Origin of the sequence: Kaistella soli, assembly GCF_019038595.1 — a bacterium.
Classification (GTDB): domain Bacteria; phylum Bacteroidota; class Bacteroidia; order Flavobacteriales; family Weeksellaceae; genus Kaistella; species Kaistella soli.
The window spans coordinates 459,120-482,706 of sequence record NZ_JAHOPF010000001.1; the positions used below are offsets into that span (position 1 = coordinate 459,120).

Genomic DNA, 23,587 nt, shown 5'->3' on the forward strand with positions numbered 1-23,587 from the left:
ATGAAAAAAATAATATTAGCAGCAGCAATGCTCTCCGTAGTTCTAAGCTGTAAAGATGATTTCTTGGATATTCCTGTAGAAGGACAGACGGAAGCTACAGAATTTTTCCAGACAAAAGATGATGCGATGAAAGCTACCAGTGCAATCTATAGTTTTCTGAGAAGTTGGGACAATTCTGCATTCCCGTACCAGTTTTTATTTGGAGTTCCTGCCGATGATGTGGTGAAGGGTTCTAATCCTGGTGATGCTTCATTTATTAATGTATATGATAATTTCACTTATACACAAAGTGATGAAGGAGTTGCAGGGTACTGGAATGGACAGTGGCAGGCCATTGGAAGATGTAACCAGGTTGTTACCCGGGTTCCTGGTATCGATATGGATGCAAATCTTAAAACCCGTCTTGTTGCAGAAGCAAAAATGTTAAGAGCTTACTTTTACTTCAATCTTGCCCGAATTTATGGTGGTGTTCCGTTATTTGACGGTTTGCAGGAAAATTATAATGTTCCAAGAAAATCACAGGCCGAAGTTTTTGACTTTATCATTAAAGATTTACTTGAAGTTTCGGCAGTTCTTCCTGCAACATATCCTGCTTTAGATCAGGGAAGGGTTACCAAAGGCGCAGCGCTGGGTTTGCTTGCTAAGGTGTATCTTTATAAAAAGGACTGGCAAAAAGCATATGACACTTCCAATCAGGTAATGTCAATGGGATATGCACTGGATCCGAGTTTTAACCATGTTTTCCGTTTAGGAGGCGAGTTCGGTCCTGAGTCTGTTTTTGAAGTAGACTGCAGTTGTGTTCCCGGATTTGGAGGTTCACAGTACGCTGAAGTTCAGGGAGTGAGAAATCAGTTCGGATGGGGCTTCTTTACACCGTCTGCTGCATTGGAAAATGCCTTTGAACCAGGAGATATCAGAAAAGAATTGACAATACTGAGAGAAGGAGAAATAACTCCCGAAGGCGATTTGATTAAAAAAGGTGATCCTCTTTCTGTAGATACTTACAACCAGAAAATTTATGTGCCAATTGCCCAGAATAATAATGCATGTGGCTATGGTTCAGTTCAGAATATTAGAATTTTGAGATTTGCAGAAATTTTGCTTATTAATGCTGAAGCAGCAAATGAGTTAGGAAATACTGCCGCTGCCAAAACTTCACTTAATAAAGTAAGAAACCGTGCACAGCTTGCCGATACAACAGCCGCAACACAAGCAGATTTACGTGCTGCAATTTGGCATGAAAGAAGAGTAGAACTTGCTATGGAAGGTGACCGTTTTGTAGATCTTGTCCGCACTGGGCAGGCCGCAACTGTATTGGCTCCTTATGGTTTTACGGCAGGGAAAAATGAGTTATTCCCAATTCCATTGAAAGAAATTAACCAAAGTAATGGAGTACTGACCCAAAACCCTGGATATTAATTGATGTCATAAAAAAGGCTGCCACATTTTTGATGTGGTGGCTTTTTCATTTATTCAGGCTCATTAAAAAGATTGAAAAAATCATAAATCAAAAAAAATGAAAAAACTCATTGCTGCTGCAATACTTACCTGTTCTTTTTCCCTCTCCTGCACTAATCTGCAGAAAGCCACGGCAGAGTCGGTACTAAAACCTACTCCAGCCGATATACAGTTAATGAACAAAGTGCAGCACGATGCCCTGAAATATTTCTGGGATTTTGCTGAACCTAATTCAATGCTGGGCAGGGAACGGTATCATGAAGACGATATCTACCCGCAGAATGATAAAAATGTAATCACAACAGGTGGTTCAGGATTTGGCTTAATGACAATTATTGTAGGCGTGGAGCGTAATTTTATTCCAAGAAAAGAGGCGGTAAAACGTTTAACAGTAATGGCAGATTTCCTCGCAAATGCCGACCGTCACCACGGCGCATGGTCACACTGGATTGATGGCGAAACCGGGAAAACCGTTCCTTTTGGTAAGAAAGACAACGGCGGAGATTTGGTGGAAACCGCATTTTTAGTCCAGGGAATGATTGCCGTACGCGAATATTTCAAAAACGGGGACGAAGAAGAAAAGCTCCTTGCCAAAAAAATGGACGACCTCTGGAAAGGCGTAGAATGGAACTGGTACACCAAAGGCGGAGAAAAAGTCCTTTATTGGCACTGGTCACCAACTTACGGCTGGGAGATGAATTTTCCCCTTGAAGGATATAACGAATGTCTTGTAACCTACATTTTGGCGGCTTCCTCACCAACCCATCCTATCGATGCGGAAACCTACTACAAAGGCTGGACAAGAAACGGAACCTACACCACGGATAAAACAAAATACGGTCTTCCGCTTTATCTCAAACACAATGGCGCCGAAGAATATGGCGGTCCGCTGTTCTGGTCTCAGTATTCCTATCTCGGATTGGATCCTACAGGTTTGTCAGATAAAACAGTTAAAAATTATTTTGATGTCAATAGAAACCATGTGCTTATTGACTATAAATACAGCGAAGAAAATCCAAAAAACTGGAAAGGTTACGGCAAAAATTACTGGGGTCACACCGCAGGTTATACCAGAAATGAGGACGGGTCAACAGGTTACACAGCACATTCGCCCGCGAACGACAATGGTGTGATCAATCCGACGGCGGCATTAAGCAGCTTTCCGTATACGCCAAAAGAATCGATGGATTTTCTTAGATTTATCTACACCGAAAAACCCGAGTTTATCGGTTCCGCAGGTCCTTACGATGCAACTTCCATACATTACGGCAACTGGTTTACGCCAAGATATCTGGCCATCGATCAGGGAACGATTTCGCCGATGATAGAAAATTACCGCACCGGACTGATCTGGAAATTGTTCATGAATGCACCCGAAATCCGGGAAGGTTTGAAAAATTTAAGTTTTAAATCCGAAAAGTATAACATTAAATAAATGTTTTTTTTGGAGCTTTTCCCCGCTTTCCGCTATATCTTTTGTTCCGCTGCGCTGCACAAAAGGATGCCGCTTCAATCGGGGCTAGGAGCAATTTAATAACAATAAAAATATGAACTTTAAATTAAAATACCTGTCAACAGTTTTTCTTGGATTGGCTTTCATGGTAAATGCTCAGGAAATCAAAGCTGAATTCAATAAGGAAATTAAAAAAGTCCAGAAGATTTCCTATGTTTTAGATTATCCGCAGAACGCAAAAGGAAAAGTTCCCTTGATTGTTTTTCTGCACGGCTCGGGCGAAAGAGGAACCGATTTGGAAATGGTAAAAGCACACAGCCCGTTCACTTACAAGAATTTAATAAAGGAACCGGTGGCTATTTTGGCACCGCAATGTCCGGAAAATGTTTGGTGGGATACTGAAGCGGTGTATTATTTAATTAAAGATATTCAGCAGAAATATAAGATCGACGAATCCAGGATTGTTCTTACCGGGCTGTCCATGGGAGGTTGGGGAACACTGAAGCTGGCCATGGAGCATCCCGAAATGTTTTCCGCGGTCGCTCCGGTCTGCGCACCGGTAGACCGGCTGATGAAAGTGAGGGCCAAACAGTATAAAAATCTGCCTATGAAAATTTTTCACGGGGGAAACGATGATGTTGTATCTCCCGCAAATTCAATCGAAATTTATCAGGAAATAAAGAAATACAATAAAAATGTTGAATTGACAATATTTCCGGATGATAACCACAACTCATGGGATTCCACCTATTCAGATCCGAAACTGTATGAATGGATGCTCTCTCAAAGAAAAAATTAAAATAAAAAGTAAAAGAATATGAAGAACCTGATTTTAATTGCAGCACTGGCGCTGTCACCATGTTTTCTTTCACAGGAAATGGTAACAAAACCTGTTCAGTCTTACCAAACCGAACAGTACAAAGCGAAAAAGAAAATCTTTGTTGATGCGCTTTTATCTAAAATGACCGTCGACGAAAAAATCGGACAGCTTAATTTGCCGAGCGCCGGAGATTTTACGACGGGGCAGGCCCAAAATTCTGACATCGGTAAAAAAATTGAAGACGGCTTGGTTGGCGGACTTTTTAATATCAAAGGAGCCGAAAAGATCAGAGCCGTTCAGAAAGTTGCCGTTGAAAAAAGCCGTCTGAAAATTCCGTTGATCTTCGGGATGGATGTCATTCACGGTTACGAAACCAATTTCCCGATTCCTTTAGGTTTGGCCGCTTCCTGGGATATGAATTTGATTCAGCAGTCGGCACGGGTTGCTGCTAAAGAAGCCACTTCAGACGGAATTTCGTGGACTTTCTCTCCGATGACTGATATTTCCCGTGAACCAAGATGGGGAAGAGTTTCTGAGGGTTCCGGAGAAGATCCATATCTCGGAAGCGAAATCGCCAAACATATGGTGTATGGCTATCAGGGAAAAGATCTTTCGCTGAGTAATACCATTATGGCTTGTGTAAAACATTTTGCGCTTTACGGAGCCGGAGAGGCAGGCCGTGATTACAATACCGTGGACATGAGCCATGTAAGAATGTTTAATGAATATTTTCCGCCTTATAAAGCCGCTGTAGATGCAGGGGTAGGATCGGTAATGGCTTCTTTCAACGAAGTGGACGGAATTCCGGCAACAGGAAACAGATGGCTTCAGACCGATGTTCTGAGAAAGATGTGGGGCTTTGACGGTTTTGTTGTGACTGATTATACCGGAATCAATGAAATGATTGACCACGGAATGGGGGATTTACAGCAGGTTTCTGCCTTAGCTTTGAAAGCCGGAATTGATATGGACATGGTAGGTGAAGGTTTTTTGAAAACTTTAAAACAGTCTTTGCAGGAAGGAAAAGTTACCCAAGCTGAGATCGATTTGGCGGCGAAAAGAATTCTCGAAGCGAAATACGATTTAGGTCTTTTTGATGATCCTTACCGTTATGGCGATGCGAAATTGGCTAAGAAAGAAGTGTACAGCATGGAAAACAGAAATATTGCAAGAAATGCCGCTGCACAGTCAATGGTTTTAATGAAAAATGAAAATGCTGTTCTTCCGCTAAAAAAATCAGGAACCGTTGCGGTAATCGGACCGTTGGTGAATAACTCACTGAACATGGCCGGAACCTGGAGCGTTGCCGCAAAACACGCCGATGCGGTTTCCTTAATGAAAGGTCTGCAGGATAATTTTGGGAAAGAAGTGAAATTTATTTCTGCAAAAGGCGCCAATATAGATTACAGCGAAAAACTTGAAAATATTTACGCAGCCCACGGAAAGTTGACCGACCGTGATAACCGTCCGAAAGAAGTCCTTTTAAAAGAAGCCGTTGATGTCGCCAACAAAGCGGATGTTATCGTTCTGGCAATTGGCGAATCCGCTGAAATGAGCGGTGAATCATCTTCGAGAGCAGAAATTGATATTCCTCAGTCTCAGATTGATCTTTTAAAAGAGCTTAAAAAAACAGGCAAACCAATCGCAGTAGTGCTTTTCACCGGAAGACCTTTGGCTTTGACCAATATGAAAGATATTCCTGATGCTATTCTTAATGTTTGGTTTTCAGGAACTGAAGCAGGAAACGCAATTTCTGATGTCCTTTTCGGGAAAGTAAATCCGTCAGGAAAGCTGCCAATTACGTTCCCAAGAAGTTTAGGGCAGATTCCTATTTATTATAACCATAAAAATACGGGGCGACCTTTAAGCCAGGAAAAGACTGATAAATGCGAGTACGAGAGATTCCGTTCCAATTATATGGACGAATGCAACACACCGCTTTATCCGTTTGGATATGGCTTAAGTTATACGAAGTTTAATTATTCCCCGATGTCGGTTTCAGATTCCAGTCCGAAGGGAAATCAGACCATTCAGGCTTCGGTAACGGTTACCAATTCCGGAAATTACGATGGAGCAGAAGTGGTGCAGCTTTACATCCGCGATATGGTAGGAAGTATCACGCGTCCTGTGAAAGAACTCAAAGGTTTCCAGAAGGTTTTTCTTAAGAAAGGGGAAAGCAAAAAAGTCACTTTCAATATCTCACCAGAAGATCTGAAATTTTACAATAATGCGCTGAAATTCGACTGGGAAGCCGGCGAATTTGACGTCATGATCGGAACCAGTTCTAATGATGTGCAGCACACTAAAATCAACTGGAGTAAATAACCTAAATTAACTGTAAAAAACCGCTTTCATTTTTGTGAAAGCGGTTTTTTTTGTCGGTTATTTATTGCTAATTTTGCCGGTCAATCTAAAACGAAATGTAATGAGAGACAAATTCATTAAATGGGGAATTGTTATTTTAATTTTGGTTTGGGCGACATCGCTGCTTATCAAAGCCCATTACTGGATTCCAATTTTATTAACCTGCATTTATGCTGTAGGAATATACAACTGCTTTCAAACGAAACATGCAATTCTTAGAAACTTTCCTGTAATCGGTTATTTCCGTTACTTTTTTGAGGGGATTTCACCGGAGATGCAGCAGTATTTTATTGAAAGAGAAACAGACGGGAAACCTTTCCCGAGAAACCAGCGTTCTGCTGTGTACCGACGTTCAAAAAACATCAGTGATACCGTACCTTTCGGTACTCAGCTGGAGGTGAACCAGAGAAAGTATGAGGGAATCAAACATTCCATCTATGCAAAATCTCCCAATGAGGAATTGCCCAGAGTTTGGGTAGGCGGCGAGCAGTGTACCCAAAAATACCACGCTTCCTTATTTAATATTTCTGCCATGAGTTTCGGGTCTTTGAGTGACCGTGCCCAGATGTCATTGAACAGAGGTGCCAAAAAAGGCGGTTTTTATCACAATACCGGTGAAGGAGGAATTTCTCCCTACCATTTGGAAGGCGGCGATTTATGCTGGCAGATTGGGACCGGATATTTTGGATGTAGAGACGAACAGGGTAAATTTTCACCGGAAATTTTTAAAAAGAATGTGAGCATTCCTAATGTTAAAATGGTGGAAATTAAAATTTCTCAGGGAGCTAAACCGGGCCATGGAGGGGTTTTGCCGGGTGCAAAAAATACTCCGGAAATTGCGGCGATCAGACACGTACAGCCTGGACTTACCATTATTTCGCCACCTTCGCATTCCGCGTTTTCTGATGCTGCAGGTTTATTGAGATTCGTTCAGGAATTAAGAGAGTTATCTGGCGGAAAACCTGTAGGTTTCAAATTGTGTATTGGTGATACCAAAGAGTTTGAAGATATCTGTGTACAGATGAATGTTCTTAAAATTTATCCTGATTTCATCACTGTTGACGGGGCAGAAGGAGGTACAGGAGCTGCACCGCCGGAATTTTCTGACGGAGTGGGAATGCCTTTGGAACCTGCCTTGATATTTGTGAACAGAACCCTGAAAAACTTTAATCTCCGCGATAAATTAAGAATTATTGCGAGCGGAAAAGTATTGACAAGTCTGGATATTCTGCGCGCAATAGCGATGGGAGCCGATATGTGTAACAATGCGAGAGGATTTATGTTTGCCCTTGGATGTATTCAGGCATTAAGATGTAATACGAATAACTGCCCGACCGGAGTTGCTACACAGGATAAGATGCTTATCAAAGGTCTTGATGTAACGGATAAAAGCGAAAGAGTATATCATTTTCATAAAAATACACTTCACACCTGCAATGAGCTGATTGCGGCTGCAGGAAAAGATTCTTACGATCAGGTAGATGCCGATATGTTTATGAGAGGTGATGAATTCGAACATTTGGCTGATATATATTTCCCGGATATCTTAGGGAATGTAAAGCAGAAAGCGAATCCATATTAATCATACAATGTGAAAAATCCGGTAAGAATTACCGGATTTTTTGTTGGTTATTTTCATCAGATCCGCGGAGATCTTTAAGAAACGAAATCTTCAGTGAGTCATAGAGTGACCGTCTGCTTACCATGAGGGAAATAAGAGAAGAAACCATTCCTGCAAGCATTAAATGAAAGATCAGAGAATGTCTGTCCGTCATTTCCAGAACAATGATAGCGGAGGTGAATGGAGCTCTGGTAATGCCCGTAAGAAATGCCACCATTCCGGCGAGTATTACGACATTGGTTTCGTTCGGCGTTAAATGAATCCAGCCGGAAATGACAGAACCTACACTTGCACCCGCGGAAAGCGCCGGTGCAAAAATTCCTCCCGAACCGCCTGAGGTAAAAGATAACGCCGGTCCTATCATTCTGAAAAACGGGATATACCATTCTTCATGTTTGTTAGCTGTAAAAAGCGTTCTCTCCATAATTTCCTTTCCGGAACCCAATATTTCCCTGTTAACAAAAAAGGCCAGTGCTGCGATAATTAAAGCTGACAGCACTAAAAAAGCTATATGGGCTTTATCGGTTTTTAATCTTTTTTTCCACGCCGTTATTTTCAGCATAACAACGGAAAGCTGACTTGCAAATATTCCACAGATTCCCGAAACTAAAATTACCGGGAACATAATGCTTAATCCTACATCTGCAGTTTTGGGATATCCTAAATAAAGGTAGGAACCAGCTAAAGTCTGCGCCGTTAAACCAGCAATAATTACCGCGGTGAACAGCGCAGTTTTAAAGTAATTAATGTGTGTCTTTGAAAGTTCCTCAACGGCGAATACAATTCCGCCTAAAGGAGTGTTAAATGCTGCGGAAAGCCCGGCTGCTGCGCCGGTCATAATCATGTTTTTCTTTGAAATTTTAGGCCACCAGTCCGGTAGAAGTTCATTTACTTTCCGGAAAACAGATCCCGCAATCTGAATGGTGGGACCTTCCCGGCCTACCGCTCCGCCGCCAATAACCAACGCAACACTGGAGAGGATTTTGAAAATGATGATTTTAACACTCAGAAGATGTCTGATTTTGTAATGTTCTTTCGGGTTTGCCAGCTCTACCGCAGCCATCACCTGCGGAATACCGCTTCCTTTTGCGTAAGGCGCAAATTCCTTTACCAGCCACCACGATAGAACAAAGCTAATGGGTGCAATAATGAAGATCATCCAGGCATTCCAGTCAATGATAAAATTCATCAGTCTTTCGCCCCAGGTAAAAATCTGTGCATACAGAACAGCGAAAACTCCGGTGATCAGTGAACCTATCCAAAAGGGAATAGCCTGTAACAGGTTGTGTTTCAGTTTTTCGTTTTGGAGGTTATCAAAAGATTTTTTAATACTGAGTCGCAGGTAAAGAAAAATTCGGAGCATTAAACAAAATTATCAATTTATATTTAATAGTTCAGGTAATTGCAAAAAAAGAATCCGGTAAAATTAATTACCGGATTCTTTTAAATATGTAAGGAAATCTTATGCTTCTTCAGCAGGAGTTTCTTCTACTTTTTTCGGAGCTGGAGCAGCTTTAGGAGCAGCAGCAACTGGCGGAGCATCAGAAACGATATCGAATGCAAAGTTGTGCTCTACACTTCTGTGAAGTCTGATTAACGCTTCTACTTTACCTGTTCTCTTGATAGTGTTCCCAGGAATTTTGATATATTTTTTGTCAACCGCAACACCTGCTTTAGCCAATTCTTCAGAAAGGTTAGCATTGTTGATAGATCCGAAAAGTTTGTCACCTGCACCTACTTTAGTAGCGATAGTGATAGATGTTTTCTTCAGCTGTTCAACGATAGCGTTTGCAGCAGCAATAAGTTTAGCTTCTTCTTCTTTTCTTGCTTCCAGAGTTGCCTCAAGATTAGCTTTGTTTTTTGGAGTTGCCAAAAGAGCTAAACCTTGTGGTAACAAGAAGTTTCTTGCATAACCTGGTTTTACGTTTACTGTATCGAACTCAAGTCCTAAGTTTTCTACGTCTTTTTTTAGGATAATTTCCATTGTTGTTGTCCTTTTTTAATTAGAAGTTAGGCGTTTTTATGAAACAGCCAACAACTATTTTTGGTTTGTATTATTTTAATAAATCAGCTACATAAGGCATTAAAGCCAAGTGTCTTGCTCTTTTGATTGCAGCAGAAACTTTTCTTTGGTATTTCAAAGAAGTTCCTGTGTATCTTCTTGGTAAAATTTTACCTTGCTCGTTTACGAACTGAAGAAGGAATTTTTCGTCCTTATAATCTACATGCTTGATTCCGAATTTTTTGAATCTACAGTATTTTTTATCAGTTTTTGTGTTGATATCAAGTGGAGTAAGAAATTTTACTTCCGATTCACCTCCAGCAGAGGCTTGTTTAGCCATATCATCTATTGCCATTGTTGTAAATTTTTAGAGGGTTAAAATTAAGCTTTTGCAGTTTTTACTTTGGTTCTTCTTGTTACAGCATACTCGATCGCATGTTTGTCAAGTTTAGTGGTAAGAAAACGGATAACTCTCTCATCACGTTTGAAAGCCAGTTCTAAATCTGCAACTACAGTTCCTTCACCTTTAAATTCGATTAAAGTGTAAAAACCATTCTTTTTCAATTGAATTGGATAAGCCAATTTCTTAAGTCCCCAATTTTCTTTGGCAACGATTTCGCAATTGTGTGAAGTCAAAAGATCTTCGAATTTTTTTACTGCTTCCTCCACCTGTGCGTCAGATAGAACGGGAGTTAAAATGAAAACAGTTTCGTAATTGTTCATAATGTTAAATAAATTTGTTAATTATTTCGAGGTGCAAAAGTAATCATTATTTCCTAAAGTAACAATTTTTCAGTAAAATAAAAAAGGCCTGCTAAATTGCAGGCCTTCGTATTAATTCAGATTAATTTACTTTTTAATCATTTTTACTGACTGAACTCCTTTGTCAGTTTCAATATTCACGACATAAACTCCGGAAGCTAATTTAGATAGATTAACCTGGGATTTTGATGCATTTAGAACATGAGTGGAAACTGATTTTCCGGTAGCGTCAAAAACAGTAATGGATTTCACTTTTTCAGGTGATTCAATGTTAAGAACATCGACTACAGGATTTGGATAAAGCTTAACTGCGTTTTTAGCCTGATCGTTTACTCCTAATGCACCTACCGTAATGGTGTAATCTTCTACCTGGCCAAATGCAGCTCCTGCACAAGGATCAACATAATTGGTAGTACCAAAAATCTTTTTCACTCTCATTCTGGTATTGCCCAAGGTTGCATCTGAAGGTACAGCAAGAGACTGTACAGCCTGTACTGCGTCGGTTCCGTTAGAGTTCACAATAGTTTGTGTAATCTGATATACTTCACCGGCATCATTCAGGACGCCGTTTTGGTTCCAGTCGATAAATACTACAAATCTGTTGGTAAAGTTTCCGTCAGTATTGCCTTTTAATGTAATAGGATAAGAAGATCCCTGTACTACGTTTCCAAAGATTGTTGTGAAGTTTTCATGATCTGGTGTTGCGTTTACCGTTGCTGAAGTTGCGTTGTTGATTCCGGCAAAATTAACGAGTGTAATCGGTTCCGTATTGGAAGTGATTACTATTGGTCCGCAATATGGCGCGAATGGATTGGCCATCGTGGTGAATGAAAATTCTGAACATCCTGTTGCATCTCCGGCACCATTTTTAGCAATAACTTTCCAGTAATAGGTAGTTGAAGCGGCGAGTCCATTTGCTGAAGTAGTTGTACCTGTTACATTTCCAAGCAGGGTCGTAGGGTTCGGAGCAGTACCTAAATACACATCGTAGCTCGCAGGAGCAGGTCCTGTTGAAGCTGCTGTCCAGGAAAGAGTTACCGGTGCTGTATAATCTATTCCGGTTGCAGCATTGGCTGGAGCAACCTGAGTTACACAGTTAGGAGGCGAAGTTGGTGCAAGATTCACTGAAATATTATCTATCAATAAAACAAATTTATCATTTGAATTATTAACAAATGCAACACGTACAGTCGTTCCTGAATATGCTCCAAGATTTGCGGTTCGTGTAACCCATGCAGAATTTTCACCAGCTGTGCTGAATAACTGTACAGTAAAATCACTTACCGTATTTCCACCGTTCGGAGCTAACATTACTTTGTAACCATCAGGAAATAGAGCATCCTGAGCTTTAGCATCCCATTGCAAATAAGTATTTGCAGCAGGAAGTAAAATTTGTGGAGAAACCAGCCAGTCATTAGAGGTGCCGGCAGGGCTGTACCACGAAGAACTCATCGCGGCGAAATCATTATCCGGTCCGCCGTAGTTGGGAGTTGGTCCACCTCTGTTTTTTCTAATCCAGGCACCAGCGTCAAATTCAGCTACTGTAGGATCATGGGTAAGACCGTCGACGTCGATAAGTGTCCAGGCTGCGATACCGGGACCTGCCCCGTCAAAGTTTTCCTGGAAAATTTGTGCATTGCCCAAGAAGGGAATTGCCAGAAATGAGGCAAATAGTAAAATTTTTTTCATAAGTACTAATTTAATTTGGTTAAACTTACTCTCAAAGCTAAGTATAAAAAATTAAATCACCAATGAAAATCATTTATTTTATTGAAATTAATATTAAATTTAATTAATAATTGATAATTTGATAACGGTTTTATGATTTGGATCATACCCGCATCGGAGGATTTAAAATACAAAATCTTTCATTCTGGCAAAAGCAAACTCATTTTCATTCATCCACTGAAGAAAACTTTCCAGTTTGTCCTCCGTTTTTCGTCCGGTGTTGTACCTGCGGTAAAAAGGAATTTTAAATTTAAATTTTTCGTAATCTGTAAACTGCCAGGAGTTGAGATAAATCAGCACAAAATCGTCCTGTTTGATCGTTTCCACCACCATGTTTTGATAAAAGTTCAGTGGAACGGTCTGAAATACAAAATCGTTATAAGGAATCTGCGAATAGGGCGAAATGCTTTCCGGAACGATACTGATCCCGTTTTCTTCAATAATTTCTGTGCTTCTTTCCAGTCTTTTCAGCGGAAAAAGAATATTGGCATTTTCGATATTAGAAATATAGCTGAATTCAAGGTTTTTCAGTTCGCTCACAGAAACGGTGACCTCTTTCTGCCGGATACCGCGGATGAGTTTTTCAATAAAATCTTCGGTTGCTTTCTTGGCGCTTTCGATTTGCTTTATATCAGAATCGGCGTTGTACAAAGAAATTTCATGACCCTGACTTACGATTTTCTTAATTAAAGGCTTCAGTTTTTCTGTGATCGAAATCTCAATAAAAAAAGAAGCCAGTATGTGATGTTTTTCCAAAACCCGAAGAATCTGGGAAACATTGTTTTCAGTGATTTTTAAAATTTCGTCATCAGTAATCCGGTAATTATTTTTAAAATCCCTTTTATTATTAATGATGTTGAAAGTAAGTAAAATCATGCAGATTATTTCCCCAGTTTCACTTTAAGGTTCTTCAGCATATCTTTCGTCATCGCAGTAATATCGAAATCATAGGTTAAACCCCAGTCTTTTTTCGCGATAGAATCATCAATAGAAGCCGGCCACGAATCCGCGATGGCTTGTCTGAAATCAGGCTGATAATCAATTTCAAAACCTGGCATTTCCTTTTTAATTTCTTCCGCGAGTTCTTTTGGAGTAAAAGATAATCCGCCCAAATTATAAGAAGTATGAACAGTTAAACTTTCTTTTGGCGCTTCCATCAGTTTTAAAGTAGCATTGATGGCATCATCCATGTAAAGCATCGGCATAGCGGTGTCTTCGGAAATGAAACTCGTGTACTTTCCTTCCTCCACAGCTTCGTAGAAAATCTCTACAGCATAATCGGTAGTTCCGCCACCTGCAGGTGTTTTCCAGGAAATCAAACCGGGATAACGGATGCTTCTCACATCTACACCAAATTTATCATGGTAATATTCGCACCATTTTTCACCTGCCATTTTCGAAATTCCGTAAACAGTAGTTGGATTCAAAACAACATCCTGACCTACATTTTCTTTAGGGATCCCCTTTCCGAAAACAGCAATAGAACTGGGCCAGAATACTTTTTTCAGCAGACCTTCCTTAGCCATTTCACAGAAATTCAGCAACGGTTCGATATTGAGTTTCCACGCAAAAAGCGGCTGTTTTTCAGAAGTTCCGGAAAGTAGGGAGGCCAAATGATATACTGTAGTGATTTCGTAATCTTTTACCACCTGTCTCACCAATTGGGTATTGGAAACATCCATCCGCTCATAAAATCCTGCAGAAGTAAGGTTTTTGTCCCAACGGTCGAGGCCTGAAGCCACAACGTTTTCTGCGCCGTGAATTTCCACTAATCTGTTGGTAAGTTCGGTGCCGATTTGTCCCAGAGCACCGGTAATAAGAATTTTTTCCGTGTAGGATTCCATTTTTAGAATTTAGAATTAGATTATAGCAAATTTAAAAATTTTAAGGAATTTTCAGGGATGAATTCCTTAAATAATTATCAGGGCGACAATTTCCGTCTTCCACTCCCAATTTTTTTGGCGGCGGCGAAGCCGCCGCCAAAAAAGATTTCCGTTCAAGCCGGTCGCAATTTGGTTTTATCATAAAGCATTCAGCAATTGTTTATTCATTTTCCTTACTTTTACTCAAACTTTTAAAAATGAAAAAACTGCTCTTTTTCCTTATTCTCTCGTCTCAGTTTGCATTCTCTCAATTCACAGATATTAATATCGTTAAGGAAATCCGGTCCAAAGACAAAGGTTTGGTGGTTTCTGCGCATCCGCTGGCGAGTGAAGCCGGGGCAAAAATGATGAAAATGGGCGGCAACGCTTTTGATGCCGTAATTGCCACTCAGCTGGCGTTAGCGGTGGTTTATCCGCAAGCCGGAAACATTGGTGGCGGCGGTTTTTTGGTTGGAGTAAAAAACAATGGTGAGAAATTCACTATTGATTTTCGGGAAACAGCACCTTCAAAAGCCTCCCGTGATATGTATCTCGACAAAAACGGAAATGCGAATACCGATCTTTCCCAAAACGGAAGATTAGCTGTCGGGATTCCCGGTTCGGTGGCAGGTTTTTATGCCACATTAAAGCACGCGAAACTACCTATGGAAAATCTTATTCAGCCCGCAATCGATTTAGCGGAAAAAGGATTTGCTGTTACTGAAAAAGAAGCTAGACTTTTGAACAGCCAGATGGAATATTTCAACCGGCACAACAAATTACAAACCGTCTTCCAGAAAAAAACGCCGTGGAAACAGGGCGATATTCTGATGCAGAAAGATTTAGCGGAAACACTGAAACGCATTCAGAAGAGCGGTGAAAAAGGTTTTTATGAAGGAAAAACAGCGGAATTGATTGCTGAAGAAATGAAACGCGGAAATGGAATCATCACTTTAAATGACCTGAAAAACTATAAAGTAGCGCAAAGAAAACCTATTGTTTTCGATTATAAGGGAAATGAAATCGTCTCCATGCCTTTGCCGTCAAGCGGTGGAGTTTTATTGGCCCAAATGTTAAAAATGTCAGGTTTTGAGAATTTGGAGCAGTATCAGCAAAACTCAACCGAGGCAGTACAGATTATGGTGGAAGCAGAAAGACGCGCTTTCGCTGACAGAGCGGAATTTATGGGCGATCCCGATTTTATAAAAGACCAGACCGAAATGCTTATTTCTGATGAATATTTAAAGAACCGTTGGAAAAGTTTCAGTAAAAATCAGGCAACGCCAAGTTCGGAAGTAGGGAAAATAACGCCGCAGCCCAAAGAATCTACCGAAACCACGCACATTTCTATTATAGATAAAGAAGGAAATGCGGTGGCGGTCACTACAACCCTGAACGGACTTTACGGAAGCAAAGTGGTTGTTTCCGGTGCCGGATTTTTCCTGAACAATGAAATGGACGATTTCTCCATAAAACCGGGAGTTCCGAATATGTTTGGTGCCGTGGGCGGGGAAGCCAATTCCATTAAAGCCGGAAAACGGATGCTGAGTTCAATGACGCCAACGATCGTGCTGAAAAACGGAAAACCTTTTATTGTAGTGGGTACGCCGGGTGGAACGACCATTCCGACTTCGGTCTATCAGTCGGTGGTGAATGTTATTGATTTTAAACTCAATCCAAATATGACTGTTAATTCACCAAAATTTCATCATCAGTGGCTGCCTGAAAGTGTCATGGTAGAAAAGAATTTCCCGGAAACAACAATTAAAAATCTGGAAAAAATGAATTACAAAATTGAAAGGGTTGCTCAAATCGGGAGAACAGAAATGATCGTGGTTGATGAAAATGGAAACGCCACGGCAGTTGCAGACGGTAGAGGAGATGATTCGGTGGCGGCAGAATAATTTTATATGGTAAAAAATAAAGAAAACAGAGATTTTATAAGAACAAAAGTACTTTCATATAAACCCGATTTTAATTTAGAAATTTTAGAACTCGGTTTAGAGGAATTTGAGGTTTGGAACTGTAAAAGCGGGGAGTTTATTTTAAAAGCGGGTGAGATATGTAAAAGGATTTTCATGGTTGAAAACTCAATTACACGCTGCTATTTTGTGGATAAGGACGGCGAGGAAAGGACGGTTTGGCTGGAAGAGCAAAGTACTGTGATTACGGAATATGAAAGCTTCAGTTCACAGACAGTCAGCAAATGCGATATCTGCTGTTATGAAGATTCTGCGGTTTATTCGATCGATAAGGAAAATTTAATGAAGCTTTACGCAAGATATCACGACTGGGCACTGTTTGGATTACTGGTAATGGAAGAGCATTATGTCAATCTGCTGAAATTCGGAAATACAATTAATTTTAATAATGCAAGTGAAAATTATGATCTTGTAGAAAGCTATTTCTCCCGGTATTTAGATGTGGTGCCTCTCAAACATCTTGCTTCCTGGCTCAACATTTCTGCAGTACATTTATCCCGGATTCGTAAAGAAAGAATTAAATTACGGTAAATAAACAAATGTTAAGTGATATTTAATATCGCCATAATATCTTTGTAATGATTGCAGAACACAAATGATGAAATGAAATTATAGCAATCGCATTATTTTCTTGCCTTTGTTGTATCGATTGATAATTGTACAACAAAGCGCAAGTTTTTTAAGCTTCTGAAGCATTTATTTTCCTGCCAGTTTCTTTAGCATTCCATTAAAAATAAGTCCGTGGAAAGGCAGGACAGAATACCAGTATAATCTTCCCGATAATCCCAGCGGACGGAAAGTAGCTTCCTGATAAAGCCTGCCGTTTTTAATTTTAAATTCCAGCCATGCTTCGCCGGGAACTTTCATTTCAGCGAACAGAAGCAGTCGCTTTTCTTCTTTATCGGCATACAGCACGCGCCAGAAATCTACCGAATCACCGGCTTCAAGATGGTTTAGATTTCTTCGTCCACGTCTTAAACCGACACCTCCAAAAAGTTTGTCTAAAAATCCGCGGATCCTCCAAAGAAAATCTGCATAATACCATCCGGTTTTTCCGCCAATGCTGAAAATACGTTCCAGTGCGGCAGTTTCATCGTCAACTTCCATGTTACGTTTATCGGTAAAACAGCCTTCTGCAGGAACTTCCAGATATTGCCAGACTTTCCGGTCGTGAAACTGATTGCTGAATGAATCGAACCAGCTCGACAACACATCATTCTGCTTAATTTTATCGAATGCCATCCTGATCGCCTCTTCGTAGGAAAAAAGGTGAATATTGAGTTGTTCTGCGAGGTTGTTTTTGTTGGCTACAACATCAATTTTCATGGAATCCACCAAATTTTTCGCTAAAGGATAACTTGTAGAAGTCACGAAATATAGCCAATAGGAAGACAGCCGCGGTGTCATCACGGGCACGATAAAAATCTTTCTTTTCAGCCCGCGGATTTTAGCATACTGCAGAAGCATCTGTTTGTAAGTCACAACATCGGTTCCGGCAATATCATAATGCTGATTGTAAGTGAATTTCTTACCCAGAACTCCAACTAAAAACTGAATCACATTCCGTATGGCAATAGGCTGACATTTGGTTTCCAGCCATTTCGGCGTTATCATTACGGGTAATTTTTCGACCAGATCCCGGATGATTTCAAAAGAAGCACTTCCTGATCCCACGATTATACCGGCGCGAAGACTCGTTAAACTGTATCTTTCACTCTGTAAAGCTTCCTCTACATTTTTTCGCGACTGAAGGTGTTTGGAAAGCTTTTCTTCATTAATGATTCCCGTTAGGAAAATAACCTGTTCTGCTTCCGTTTTTTCTAAAGCCTTGCGGAAATTATCAGCTGATATTTTTTCCTTTTCCTCAAAATCTCCTTCTCCGGAAGACATGGAATGAATTAAATAATAAGCATAACCAATATCTTTCGGAATATTATCTAATGTTTTTTCATCTAGAAAATCGTTTTCAATCACTTCAATCTGGTCTAATCTGTCCTTGAACAGTTTTAAACCAAACCTGTTTTTGTCTCTTACAGAACATACGATATGATGGCCTTCCTCCAGTAACTGAATCAAAAGCCTTTTGCCGATATATCCGGTGACGCCTGTAAGAAGTATTTTCATGATATAATGAGTTTTTCAAGAATTCGGTAACGGCTTTCGAAGATAAATTTCACTTTATTCCTCACGATTCTTCCTGCAATGAGTTCGCCAAAAATACCAAAAGGCATTTTAAAATTCACAATGTCAGTCATTAATACTTTTCCCTCCTCAATCTCCTGAAAATGATGTTCGTGATGCCACATCGCATACGGGCCGAAACGCTGTTCGTCCACGAAAAATTTTTCCTTAACCAGATGGGTGATTTCAGTAATCCAGTTGCTTTTTACCAGAGGAAATATCCCAATTTTGTAAGTGATGATCTGTCCCTGATAAGTTTCGCTTCCGGGATGATTGGTGATGTGAAAATTCATTTCTTCAGGCGTAATCTTATCAAGATTCGTCGGGATAGTAAAAAATTCCCATGCCTTTTTTAAAGAAATCGGCAGAAGCTGTTCGGAAGTCAGCGTGTAAATTCCCGACTGTTTGGTGATGGTAATTTTCATTGATTTGTTGATATCGGATTCCATTTTGTTTTAAAGTATTCAAAAACCAAAACGATACTGTATAAAAGGGTAAAACAGTAAAAACTGTCTTCGAGCGGCATAGTTCCGACGCGGATTCCCAGGTTTTCGGAATTGTCGTAAAATACTACGGGATTTTCAGAATAATTTCCCGTTAAAGCATTGTTTACAAAGAAAAAAGGAATGTAAATTATAATAAAACTCAAATAAAACCTTTGCGCATCTTTCCATTTAAAAATAATCTGAAGCAGCATCAGCAAAGCAAAAAGACCAAAACTGCAGACCGTATAAATTTTATCATAATTAAACACAGCGACTACAAAACTCAGAGCAAAAAAGAAATAACTGATCCATTGCGTTGGCTTTTCTTTCAGAACAATTTTAGGAAGAAAATATTCCAGGGCATAATGAATAAAAACGCTGGCGTACGGGATTAGCAGGAAAAAAAGATATTCTTCGAGCGGCATTTTAAAGATCCGGATTCCGATTAAATAGTCATCGTTGAAGCCCCAGACTTTCTTATGGGTAAAATAAATGTCCCAGGCTATAAAAAACAATCCCACGAGCAATATGGCTGTGAAAAACGCTTTCCAGTACTGAATGAAATGCATTTTCTTTCTTTCAAAACTGAAAATGAAAGGAATTGAAAAACTTAAAATATCCAGTAACAGATAGTAATACGATTGCAAAATTGTTTTTTTTATGAGGTTGATAATTTGGCTTCCCTGAAATATTTTAGCGGGACGAAGAGCATTCCGAAGCATTCTCCGTCTTCTTTATTCAGGTGTTTGTGGTGAATTTTATGAGCTTTTCTTAAACCTCGGAAATACCAGTTATTCGTTTTGTCAAACCATTTAAAACGTCGGTGAATCAGAACATCATGAACCAGAAAATAGCAGATTCCGTATAATAATATTCCGAGTCCTACGAAAAACATCCAGTTGAGTTCTCCCCGGGTTCCAAAATAAAACAGCAAAATACTTGGGGTTGCAAAAATCACAAAAAAGAAATCGTTTTTTTCGAAAACATGCGGATAACCGGGTTGATGATGGTCTTCATGGAAATACCAGCCCAAACCGTGCATGATGAATTTATGCGTAAGCCATGTAATGCCTTCCATTGCTGTAAAAACTGCTAAAGTAAGCAATATATATCCTGTCGTTTCCATTAAAATTATATTTTAAAATGCATCTTAATTCTTTTCACTAAATCTTCGTCATTCGATTTTTTGTACTCAGACAGAATAAAAGTTCTGTCGCTGCTTAAATCCTTATTATATCCAAGAAACGAAGGAGTTTGTTCCTGAGAAATATACCGCATAAAACGGATTTCCAGATTTTTCGGATCTTTAATTACTGCGCTTTCAAGTGCTTTTTTACCTTTGTTAAAATACGAAAATTTGCTTAGCGGATTTACAGCATGTTTAGCCATAAAGAAATTCCCGACTGCATAAAAGGCTTCAAAAATCGGTTTTTTGGTTTTGTGATAATTTTCACTTGAATTCGTAATCAGAGATTTGGTCGCGCTCTCAGATTTTTCCCCCTTTTGGAGAAGGACTCTCAAATCCGATAAATCCTGTGCGTTAACCGTCATCGCAAAAAAACAAACTAAGATTAAAAAAACTTTTTTCATGATAAATCTTAGACTAATTTAAGATTTTTATTCAGCACCATTTCTCCGAAAAGATATATTTTTCTCGCATTGGAAACGCTGATTCTTTTGGTAAGCAGAAGTTCAGGTCTTGTTCTCCTGATTTTTTTAAACAGATTGATGTAGTATTTGTACGCCATGAAAACTGCAATTCTGCTCGAAATTGGAAGCATTTTAATTCCGGTAAAAGCGTGCTCGAAATCTTTTGCAATATCTTTTTCAATCTCTTTTTTGTCTGCTTCGCTGAATTTTCTGAAATCAACATTCGGGAAATAAGTACGGTTCAGATCATTAAAATCTGCACTGATATCCCTTAAAAAATTTATTTTCTGAAAGGCCGCTCCCAAACTTTGAGCGTAAGGCTTCATTTTATTATAATCGTCAACATTGCCGTTCACAAAAACCTTCAGACACATCAGACCAACGACTTCCGCCGAACCATAAATATACTCGTTATATTTTTCGTCATTCAAATCTTTAATTTCACCCAAATCCATTTTCATCGAATGCAGAAATGCATCCACCAGATGCTGAGGAATGTTTTTTTCTTTCTGAGTCAGACAAAATGAATGTAGTATAGGATTAAGCGAAATGCCGTGCTGAAGCGCCGAACGGTAACTCTGTTCAAATTCATCCATCAATTGCGCTTTGTCGAAACCGTGAAAAGTATCCACGATTTCGTCTGCAAATCTTACAAATCCATAGATATTATAAATGTGCTGTCTGATTTCCGGCTGAAAAAGGGTAGAAGCCCAGGAAAACGAAGTGCTGTATTTTTGGGTCACTATTTTGGACGAGAGCCCGCAGACGTTATTAAAAATTTCTAAACTGTTCATCGTGTTATGTTTTTAGAGAATACGGTTTTTGTTTTTAAGGATGTAATCGGTCACTACTTTTCCTGATATTAAAGCAGGTGGAACGCCGGGGCCGGGAACGGTCAGCTGGCCGGTATAAAATAAATTCTTAATCTTTTTATTGTCAATCTGAGGTCTCAACACTGAAGTCTGCAATAAGGTGTTTGCGAGTCCATACGCGTTTCCGCGGCAAGAATGATACCGTTCTTTAAAATCGTTAACGCCAAAACTTTTCATGAAAATAACGGCACTGCGGAGGTTTTCTCCTGTGTTTTTTTCAATTCTGTCCATAATCAGCTCAAAATACTGATCGTGAATTTCCTTTGAATCCTCTAAATCTACCGCAACCGGGATAAGAAAGAATCCGATCTCTTTTCCTTCCGGACAAAGATCCGGGTCTGTTTTACTTGAAAAATTAGCATAGAACAAAGGTTTCTTCGGCAATGATTTGGTGTCATAAATTTCTTCAGCGTGCTGCTCAAAATCGGTATCGAAAAAAAGATTGTGATGCTGAAGCTGAGGAACCTTTCTGTCAAATGCGACATAATAAAGAAAGGACGAAGGAGCAAAAGTTTTTTTCTGCCAGTAATCTGCAGAATAATTCTTTTCATCTCTATTCAGGAGGGTTTCGGTGTGTGCATAATCTGCTCCGGAAATCACAATATCTGCTTCAAATATTCCAGTTTCAGTAATGACTGATTTGGCTGAATTATTTTCGGTCTGGATTTTTAAAACTTTCTCATTCACTAGAAATTTCACTCCCAATTCTTCCGCCAGTTTCTGCATCCCTTTTGCTACGGCATTAAAACCGCCTTTCGGATACCAGGTTCCCATACCAAAATCAGCATGATTCATAAAATTGTAGAAAGCCGGAGTATTGTTAGGTTTTGCACCAAGAAATAAAACCGGAAATTCCAGAATACTTCTGAGCTTAGGGTTTTTAATATTTTTACGAACCGTTTCAGAAATGTTATGAACAAAAAGAGGAAGGCGTTTCGCTGTTTCCACACTTACCAGCTCCAGTACAGATTTTCCCGGATTGTAAACAAGATCCTGCATCGCAATTTCATAGTTGGACTTTGCCTTCTTCATGAAAGTTCTCAAATGCCTTGCGCTTCCGTTTTCAATCCTGTCAAAAGTTTCAATGATTTCTTCAGGTTCATCAGAAATATCGATGAAATCATTTTTGCCAAAATAGACACGGTAGCCCGGGGAAAGTTTTTCCAGTTGATAGTAATCTGAAACCTTTTTGTTGAAATCAGCAAAGAAACGTTCAAAGATATCCGGCATCCAGTACCAACTTGGTCCCATGTCGAATTTAAAACCATCAATTTCCATCAAAGAAGCACGGCCGCCAATCTGTTCGTTTTTTTCTAAAACGGTTACTTCAAACCCCGCTTTTGCCATGTAGCACGCGGAAGCAAGTGAAGAAAATCCTGAGCCGACGATGATGATTTTTTTCATAAAATTTAATAATGGAACAAAACTATACTTTTATTTTTTAATTAGAAAATAAATTTACTAATTTTGTTATTCAAATTATCAATGATGAGCATTTTTAAATCTTATAGGAGTAAATTTCAATTTTCTAAAATCGGATAAGTTTTGCATATTAAATATAATACGAAATACCGTACATTACGCGAAAATTTTTACCTCCGTAAATTGTGCAGTATCTTTGCGGGAAATAATTGCGTTTTCCTGTTTTGGGTTGAAATCATATAAATGATAACAACAATCAAGGTTACGGAAATTAAATACATACAAATGGAGTTAGATTTAATCATTGATGTTTTGAAAGAACTGGATGATTTTCGGAAAAATCATCCCAACCAGACAGGTTTGGATGATTTTAGACTTTACCTTAATCAAAAAGCGTACGAAAAAGAAAATCCAAGAAATTTAACCGAAAAATTTGATCTCGATGTTTACGATCTTGAAAATGAAATTGCAAAGCAGGTGATTATGCTCGGAAGATATTCGAAACAGCTGATCCGAAAGTCACTGGAAACGCATCCTGATCTTGTAAATGAAGATTTCACTTACCTTTTCAGAATGATGGATTATGACAGCCTCACTAAGATGCAGCTCATAGAGAAGAATGCCCACGAGAAACAGACAGGTATTGAAATCATAAAGCGTTTGGTTAAAAACGGTCTCTTAGCAGAAAGCCCAGACCAGAACGATAAAAGAAGCACCCGGATTTCAGTAACAAAAAAAGGAAAAAGCGTTTTTCTGGAGTCCATGAAGGATATTACCGTGGTTTCGAAGATCATGTGCGGACAGCTGAATAAAAAGGAAAAAGAGAATCTCCTGAGTTCTCTTAAAAAACTCAACACTTTCCATCATACGGTTTATTCCAACTTTAAAAACGAAAATACGAACGAAATTCTCAAATTAATATAAA

Annotated in this window: 22 protein-coding genes; 8 read left to right on the forward strand and 14 right to left on the reverse strand. The window is 39.4% G+C overall.

Going from position 1 to position 23,587, the window contains the following annotated elements; translation table 11 throughout:
- From KSK37_RS02150 to KSK37_RS02170, 5 genes are all read left to right on the forward strand, one after another.
- Nucleotides 1-1,419, forward strand: coding sequence for a RagB/SusD family nutrient uptake outer membrane protein (locus KSK37_RS02150; protein ID WP_217199170.1), 1,419 nt, complete (start codon nucleotides 1-3; stop codon nucleotides 1,417-1,419).
- A 97-nt stretch (nucleotides 1,420-1,516) separates the two neighbouring features.
- A complete protein-coding gene (locus KSK37_RS02155) occupies nucleotides 1,517-2,893 on the forward strand; it encodes a glucoamylase family protein (RefSeq protein WP_217199172.1) in 1,377 nt (458 codons plus the stop codon).
- A 112-nt stretch (nucleotides 2,894-3,005) separates the two neighbouring features.
- Nucleotides 3,006-3,710: a carboxylesterase family protein gene (locus KSK37_RS02160; RefSeq protein ID WP_217199174.1), complete on the forward strand. Its 705-nt coding sequence runs from the start codon at nucleotides 3,006-3,008 to the stop codon at nucleotides 3,708-3,710.
- A gap of 18 nt (nucleotides 3,711-3,728) precedes the next feature.
- A complete protein-coding gene (bglX, locus tag KSK37_RS02165; protein WP_217199176.1) occupies nucleotides 3,729-6,056 on the forward strand; it encodes a beta-glucosidase BglX in 2,328 nt (775 codons plus the stop codon).
- A gap of 100 nt (nucleotides 6,057-6,156) precedes the next feature.
- Nucleotides 6,157-7,677 (forward strand): FMN-binding glutamate synthase family protein, encoded by a 1,521-nt coding sequence (locus KSK37_RS02170; protein ID WP_088358108.1) that lies wholly within the window; start codon nucleotides 6,157-6,159, stop codon nucleotides 7,675-7,677.
- 28 nt (nucleotides 7,678-7,705) lie between these two features.
- Here the strand turns inward: KSK37_RS02170 and KSK37_RS02175 are convergent, their stop codons facing one another.
- The 7 genes from KSK37_RS02175 to KSK37_RS02205 all read right to left on the reverse strand — a co-directional run bounded on the left by KSK37_RS02175 (nucleotide 7,706) and on the right by KSK37_RS02205 (nucleotide 14,052).
- On the reverse strand, nucleotides 7,706-9,079 hold the full coding sequence (locus KSK37_RS02175) for a chloride channel protein (protein WP_088358107.1): 1,374 nt from the start codon (nucleotides 9,077-9,079) through the stop codon (nucleotides 7,706-7,708).
- A gap of 99 nt (nucleotides 9,080-9,178) precedes the next feature.
- On the reverse strand, nucleotides 9,179-9,700 hold the full coding sequence (gene rplI, locus KSK37_RS02180; protein WP_217199177.1) for a 50S ribosomal protein L9: 522 nt from the start codon (nucleotides 9,698-9,700) through the stop codon (nucleotides 9,179-9,181).
- A 70-nt stretch (nucleotides 9,701-9,770) separates the two neighbouring features.
- Nucleotides 9,771-10,073 (reverse strand): 30S ribosomal protein S18, encoded by a 303-nt coding sequence (rpsR, locus tag KSK37_RS02185; protein WP_088358105.1) that lies wholly within the window; start codon nucleotides 10,071-10,073, stop codon nucleotides 9,771-9,773.
- A 26-nt stretch (nucleotides 10,074-10,099) separates the two neighbouring features.
- The gene (gene rpsF / locus KSK37_RS02190) at nucleotides 10,100-10,441 is read right to left on the reverse strand and encodes a 30S ribosomal protein S6 (protein WP_088358104.1); all 342 of its coding nucleotides are present in this window, start codon (nucleotides 10,439-10,441) and stop codon (nucleotides 10,100-10,102) included.
- 126 nt (nucleotides 10,442-10,567) lie between these two features.
- Nucleotides 10,568-12,169 (reverse strand): T9SS-dependent choice-of-anchor J family protein, encoded by a 1,602-nt coding sequence (locus tag KSK37_RS02195; RefSeq protein WP_217199178.1) that lies wholly within the window; start codon nucleotides 12,167-12,169, stop codon nucleotides 10,568-10,570.
- A gap of 162 nt (nucleotides 12,170-12,331) precedes the next feature.
- A complete protein-coding gene (locus KSK37_RS02200; RefSeq protein WP_217199180.1) occupies nucleotides 12,332-13,084 on the reverse strand; it encodes a polysaccharide deacetylase family protein in 753 nt (250 codons plus the stop codon).
- A gap of 5 nt (nucleotides 13,085-13,089) precedes the next feature.
- Nucleotides 13,090-14,052, reverse strand: coding sequence for an NAD-dependent epimerase/dehydratase family protein (locus KSK37_RS02205; protein ID WP_088358101.1), 963 nt, complete (start codon nucleotides 14,050-14,052; stop codon nucleotides 13,090-13,092).
- Between the two features lie 236 nt (nucleotides 14,053-14,288).
- Between KSK37_RS02205 and ggt the strand changes: the two genes are divergently transcribed.
- Nucleotides 14,289-15,974, forward strand: coding sequence for a gamma-glutamyltransferase (gene ggt, locus KSK37_RS02210; RefSeq protein ID WP_217199182.1), 1,686 nt, complete (start codon nucleotides 14,289-14,291; stop codon nucleotides 15,972-15,974).
- Nucleotides 15,975-15,980: 6 nt separating this feature from the next.
- Nucleotides 15,981-16,583 carry a Crp/Fnr family transcriptional regulator gene (locus tag KSK37_RS02215; protein ID WP_088358100.1) on the forward strand — a complete coding sequence of 201 codons (603 nt, stop codon included), beginning with the start codon at nucleotides 15,981-15,983 and terminating at the stop codon, nucleotides 16,581-16,583.
- Between the two features lie 165 nt (nucleotides 16,584-16,748).
- Here the strand turns inward: KSK37_RS02215 and KSK37_RS02220 are convergent, their stop codons facing one another.
- From KSK37_RS02220 to KSK37_RS02250, 7 genes are read right to left on the reverse strand one after another with little or no spacing between them, the layout of a single operon-like run.
- On the reverse strand, nucleotides 16,749-18,176 hold the full coding sequence (locus KSK37_RS02220; RefSeq protein ID WP_217199185.1) for an SDR family oxidoreductase: 1,428 nt from the start codon (nucleotides 18,174-18,176) through the stop codon (nucleotides 16,749-16,751).
- A complete protein-coding gene (locus KSK37_RS02225) occupies nucleotides 18,173-18,682 on the reverse strand; it encodes an SRPBCC family protein (protein WP_246566174.1) in 510 nt (169 codons plus the stop codon). The genes KSK37_RS02220 and KSK37_RS02225 overlap by 4 nt, the downstream gene beginning before the upstream one ends.
- The gene (locus KSK37_RS02230) at nucleotides 18,655-19,365 is read right to left on the reverse strand and encodes a lycopene cyclase domain-containing protein (RefSeq protein WP_217199186.1); all 711 of its coding nucleotides are present in this window, start codon (nucleotides 19,363-19,365) and stop codon (nucleotides 18,655-18,657) included. Before KSK37_RS02230 ends, KSK37_RS02225 begins: the two co-directional genes overlap by 28 nt.
- 11 nt (nucleotides 19,366-19,376) lie before the next feature.
- A complete protein-coding gene (locus tag KSK37_RS02235; RefSeq protein WP_088358097.1) occupies nucleotides 19,377-19,844 on the reverse strand; it encodes a sterol desaturase family protein in 468 nt (155 codons plus the stop codon).
- Between the two features lie 5 nt (nucleotides 19,845-19,849).
- Complete coding sequence (locus tag KSK37_RS02240; protein ID WP_217199188.1) at nucleotides 19,850-20,308, reverse strand: hypothetical protein; 459 nt, start codon at nucleotides 20,306-20,308, stop codon at nucleotides 19,850-19,852.
- Between the two features lie 8 nt (nucleotides 20,309-20,316).
- Entirely contained in the window at nucleotides 20,317-21,162 is an 846-nt protein-coding gene (locus KSK37_RS02245; RefSeq protein WP_088358095.1) for a phytoene/squalene synthase family protein, read from the reverse strand.
- A 12-nt stretch (nucleotides 21,163-21,174) separates the two neighbouring features.
- Entirely contained in the window at nucleotides 21,175-22,644 is a 1,470-nt protein-coding gene (locus KSK37_RS02250) for a phytoene desaturase family protein (RefSeq protein WP_217199190.1), read from the reverse strand.
- 303 nt (nucleotides 22,645-22,947) lie between these two features.
- Between KSK37_RS02250 and KSK37_RS02255 the strand changes: the two genes are divergently transcribed.
- The gene (locus KSK37_RS02255; protein WP_217199192.1) at nucleotides 22,948-23,586 is read left to right on the forward strand and encodes a MarR family winged helix-turn-helix transcriptional regulator; all 639 of its coding nucleotides are present in this window, start codon (nucleotides 22,948-22,950) and stop codon (nucleotides 23,584-23,586) included.
- Nucleotide 23,587 lies beyond the last annotated feature (1 nt).